A 3,200-nucleotide genomic window follows, 5' to 3' on the forward strand; every position below is an offset into this window, starting at 1 on the left:
GTATGGGGATTGGGGATTGGGGACTGGGGACTGGGGACTGGGGAATGGGGAATGGGGACTGGGGACTGGGGACTGGGGAATGGGGAATGGGGAATGGGAAATAAATATTTAGAAATATTTTTTCAGTACCCAATGCCCGATGCTCCATGCTTCATAACTTATTATTCTGACTTGAGGGGTAAGATACTACTCATTTGTTCCAAATTTAACACTATGGCTAATTCTGCTTCACTCATCAGCCCTTGTTCTAGGACAATCTGTCGCAGAGATTTGCCAGTTTCTAAAGATTCTTTGGCTACATCTGCTGCTTTTAAATAACCGATGTGCGAATTGAGTGCGGTTACTAAAGCTAAACTGCCTTCAGCGTAAGCTAAACAACGTTCTCGGTTGGCAGTAATTCCTTGGATGCAGCGTTGCGCGAGTGCGGCTATGGTTAACCCAAGGATTTCAATACTGTGAATCAGGTTATACGCAATCAGCGGCATCATCACATTTAATTCTAATTGTCCTGCTTGGGCGGCTAAGGCGATCGCACTGTCGTATCCCATCACCTGAAAACACACCATTGATGTCATCTCTGCCATTACCGGGTTATACTTCCCTGGCATAATCGAGGAACCTGGTTGCACTGGTGGTAATTGAATTTCTTTCAAGCCAGTTTTTGGCCCTGAATCCATTAGCCGCAAATCATGGGATATTTTGACTAAATCCTGCGCCAAGTTACGCAAAGCCCCGGAAACATTCACAAATGGAGCCATACTCTGCATTGCTGCCATGAGGTGGGGGGCAGGTTCTAGGGGAAAATTTAGCAGTTCTGAGAGAATTTCTACCACACGGGCGCGATACTGAGGATGAGTATTCATCCCTGTACCAGCAGCACTACCTCCCAAACCTAGCACCATCAAATCCCCGGAGGCTGTGTAAATGCGGTTTTGATGTTCTGTCAGAATTTGCGCCCAAGCGCGAAAGTTTTCACCCAAACGCACGGGTACAGCATCTTGCATGTGGGTTCTGCCAGATTTGACGATATCTTGAAATTCTACAGCTTTATCTTCTAAGGCTGCGATCGCTTTATCTAAACCTGGCTGTAACGTCTTTGACAGCGCCAATAAGCCACCAATCCGAATTGCCGTGGGAATCACATCATTGGTAGACTGCCCATAGTTAACGTGGTCATTGGGACTAACGCGCTTGTAATTGCCTTTTTCTTCACCGAGAATTTCTAAAGCGCGATTTGCCAAAACTTCGTTAACGTTCATGTGGTGGGAGGTTCCAGCACCCGCTTGATAGATATCGACAACAAATTGGTCACGGAATTTTCCGGCGAGTATTTCATCAGCAGCTTGCACAATTGCCTGACTAATATCTTGGGGAATGCAACCAAGCTCACCATTAACTATTGCTGTAGCTTTTTTAATGAGAATACATGCATCTACGTAGGTAGGTAAAGGGCATATCCCACTAATAGTGAAGTTTTCGACCGCTCGCAGCGTTTGAATACCGTAATAAACGCTACTAGCAATTTGGCGATCGCCCATCGAATCGCGTTCGATGCGAAATTCAAAGTCTGGTTGTTGAGTCATAGATTCTTTGGTGAATATCAAAAAACCGATCATCCCACGCAGGTAAACTCAGATCAGCTAGTCTGCATAGAATCTGTACATTTTTTAATTCCCTATGACTCTACCTAACTGGATTACCTTTTCTCGCCTCTTGGGGATTCCATTTTTGCTTTACGGTTTATATAATCCCACACCACAAGCTAGGTGGATATGTTTGACAATTTTTCTAATTGCGGCATTAACTGATTGGTTAGACGGTTATTTAGCGCGGAAACTCAACCAAATCAGCGAATTAGGTAAGTTTCTCGACCCTCTAGTGGATAAACTTTTAGTACTTGCGCCGTTATTAGTGTTAATTGAACTAGGGAAGGTTCCAGCTTGGGGAGTGTTTCTGATTTTAGCGCGAGAATTAGCGATCGCTGGTTGGCGAGTCAATCAAACGACAATTACCGGGGCAAATATTTGGGGTAAACTCAAAACCGTTAGTCAAATAGTAGCGATCGCTCTTTTAATTGCACCCTTACCACCAGTGTGGCAAATCCCATCCCTAATTGCTTTCTGGATTTCAGTCGCTTTGACAATCATATCTGGAGTAGTTTACCTAGTGCCACCAAAAGTTAGTGTTGCCGAATATCAAAATAAAGTTACAGATCAAAATCAGTAATCACAGATAAATAACGATTGTTCATCTACATTTTTCTGTATTTAAGGAACCACAATTACAAGGGTTCCTATTGTCACTATTTCATACAATTTCCGCACATCCTCGTTATACATGCGAACACAACCATGAGAAATTGCCTTCCCTACAGAGTCTCGCTTATAAGTACCATGAAATCCGATTTCGTCTTTTCCATCAGTCCAAAATCCAATCCAGCGCTCTCCCAAAGGATTTTGTAAACCTGGAGGAACAACTTCTGTATTAGAAACGAATGGATTTTCCCAAGCCGGGTTTTCAACCATATTAAGCACTTTAAATTTGCCTGTAGGCGTTTCCCACTTTGGTTTACCAATAGCCACTGGGTAACTAGCTTGTAAAACATTCCCCTGATAAACATAAAGTCTTCGTTGCTTGAGAACGAGTAGTAAATGGATATTTTGCTCAGGAGTGCTAGGAGGGGTTGGCTGCACTGGAAGCTTGAGCCTGAGCAGTAAACGCATCACTCGCTCAGAAGTGCTAGGAAGGCTTGGCAGTGCTGGAGGAGAGTTGAGTTGACTAATTATTGTCTTCTCCATTACTCCTTGCTCAACCGTTGTTCTGGCAGTAGCACGTAATGGAAACCAGAAAAGCAAAGTAATTGAGATCAATCCAAATTTGAGAGCACTACGGTAATACACATTACTGCTCATAATTTGTTGCATTAACTATACAAGTTTTTTCCAAGTATTTAAGTTTTCAGTTTGCTTTTACTTATCAAAAGTAATTCAGAACTCAAATCTCAACTAGCTTGAAGTCTGAATTCTGAATTGTTATTCAACTAGTTTGCCAAATCTCACTAATTAAACAGGTTTTATCCTCGTCCTCGAACGCGACGTATTTGCATTGTGTTATCAGGAGTATTTCGATTAGCTGGCTTTGTAGTATTTGGAGTATTTCGAGGAGTATTTTGATTAGTCGGCTTGATGGTATCTGGAGTA

Annotated in this window: 3 protein-coding genes; 1 reads left to right on the forward strand and 2 read right to left on the reverse strand. The window is 42.7% G+C overall.

Features of this window, described 5'->3' with window-relative positions:
• Positions 1 to 161: 161 nt before the first annotated feature.
• On the reverse strand, positions 162 to 1,583 hold the full coding sequence (locus tag FNW02_RS24145; protein ID WP_191760027.1) for an aspartate ammonia-lyase: 1,422 nt from the start codon (positions 1,581 to 1,583) through the stop codon (positions 162 to 164).
• A 94-nt stretch (positions 1,584 to 1,677) separates the two neighbouring features.
• Between FNW02_RS24145 and pgsA the strand changes: the two genes are divergently transcribed.
• Positions 1,678 to 2,226, forward strand: a complete 549-nt coding sequence (gene pgsA, locus FNW02_RS24150) for a CDP-diacylglycerol--glycerol-3-phosphate 3-phosphatidyltransferase (RefSeq protein ID WP_191760028.1) — start codon at positions 1,678 to 1,680, stop codon at positions 2,224 to 2,226.
• A 41-nt stretch (positions 2,227 to 2,267) separates the two neighbouring features.
• Here pgsA and FNW02_RS24155 read toward each other — a convergent pair whose 3' ends face one another.
• Positions 2,268 to 2,912 (reverse strand): L,D-transpeptidase, encoded by a 645-nt coding sequence (locus tag FNW02_RS24155; RefSeq protein ID WP_191760029.1) that lies wholly within the window; start codon positions 2,910 to 2,912, stop codon positions 2,268 to 2,270.
• Positions 2,913 to 3,200 lie beyond the last annotated feature (288 nt).

Source organism: Komarekiella delphini-convector SJRDD-AB1, from assembly GCF_014831675.1.
Lineage (GTDB): Bacteria > Cyanobacteriota > Cyanobacteriia > Cyanobacteriales > Nostocaceae > Komarekiella.

Excerpts from the sequence above, each read along its gene's own strand:
- FNW02_RS24155 (WP_191760029.1), bottom strand. The coding sequence starts at position 2,912 with ATGAGCAGTAATGTGTATTACCGTAGTGCTCTCAAATTTGGATTGATC.
- FNW02_RS24145 (WP_191760027.1), bottom strand. The coding sequence starts at position 1,583 with ATGACTCAACAACCAGACTTTGAATTTCGCATCGAACGCGATTCGATG.
- pgsA (WP_191760028.1), top strand. The coding sequence starts at position 1,678 with ATGACTCTACCTAACTGGATTACCTTTTCTCGCCTCTTGGGGATTCCA.